This is a genomic window from Brachyspira catarrhinii (assembly GCF_005518285.1).
Classification (GTDB): Bacteria; Spirochaetota; Brachyspiria; order Brachyspirales; family Brachyspiraceae; genus Brachyspira; species Brachyspira catarrhinii.
In genome coordinates this window covers 1-1,150 of the sequence record NZ_SJDU01000556.1, presented here as the reverse complement: position 1 = coordinate 1,150, position 1,150 = coordinate 1, and the positions used below count along the sequence as shown (strand labels likewise).

General features: G+C 26.4%; 2 protein-coding genes. Both read right to left on the bottom strand.

The genetic code is table 11. From position 1 onward, the window contains the following. Positions 1-31: 31 nt before the first annotated feature. On the bottom strand, positions 32-574 hold the full coding sequence (locus EZH24_RS12280; protein ID WP_137999345.1) for a hypothetical protein: 543 nt from the start codon (positions 572-574) through the stop codon (positions 32-34). 18 nt (positions 575-592) lie between these two features. Continuing rightward, the coding region (locus EZH24_RS14750; protein WP_137999344.1) for a hypothetical protein at positions 593-1,150 on the bottom strand (558 nt) is incomplete at its 5' end.

Here is a 1,150-nt window from a genome sequence, read left to right as displayed (position 1 = left end):
TTTATATAACCGCCCCTTTTTTAATTATTTTTTATTTAATTCTTATATAACCAAGTACAAAATCATATTTTGTAAAAGAAACTGGTACCTTGTTAGGATCATTTTCTCCATCTCCATAGAATCCTTGTTCAGCTCCATTTTCATCAATATATATTAGTCTCCATTGATTTCCCCATACAAGTTTTTCATCATAGTAAACTGCACCTATATATTGCTTTCCATTATCTGTAACATTTGTAGCAAATTTAAACCTAGTTTTTACAATATTTGGATAATCTAACAAGTCATAGAAATTACAATTATCATCTGTATAACCGATTTTGGTATCAAGAGATGAACTATTATATATTATTCTTTTAGTAAAGTTATTAAAGAAATTTTTATTAAAATATTCTTTAACTTCATCTGTCCAAGTTGTATTTAAAGCAGCTAAAATATTAGGATCATCTACTAAAAATTTGTAGTCCCTCAAATATACATCATTAAAACTTGATTCTTTTTCAGGAGTTGTAGGATTTTTATAACATGATATAAAAAATAATATAAAAATACTAACAAGAATACATTTTTTCATAAAATTTTCCAAATAAAATTATTTAAATCTTATAAAAGCATTAGCATATTGAGCATCTACTGTAAAAGTACTTTCATACCAATTAGCATCAGCATTAGGTCCTTTTTCAGGATTTTGTTTATCATAATCACTAGTAGATGTCCAAGTAACATAAGCACCATCAGTACCTTCAAATGCAAATATAATTCTCCAAGTGTTATAACTTCCATTAGGAGTATAGTATAATCCTCCTATGTAGTTTTTTCCACCTATAAATACATTTGTTGCACCTTTATAGTAAGCTTTAGTAGCTGGATCTGTACCTAAATAATCATAATCTAAATTTTCATAAGTTTTTCCAATAATTGATGTATTATTTTTATCATATAAATCTCTAACTGCAAAAGTATTTTTCCAATTTGATTCATAATATGATTTTTTTTCAGCAGTCCATTCAAAATCACCAGTAGATGATGAAGTATCTATGAATACATAATCTTGAGTTGTACTGGTTGGGTTGTTTGGATTGTTTTTAGCACATGATACGGCTAATATTAACACTGTTATCAGTGTTAATAAGATTTTGATTTGTTTTTG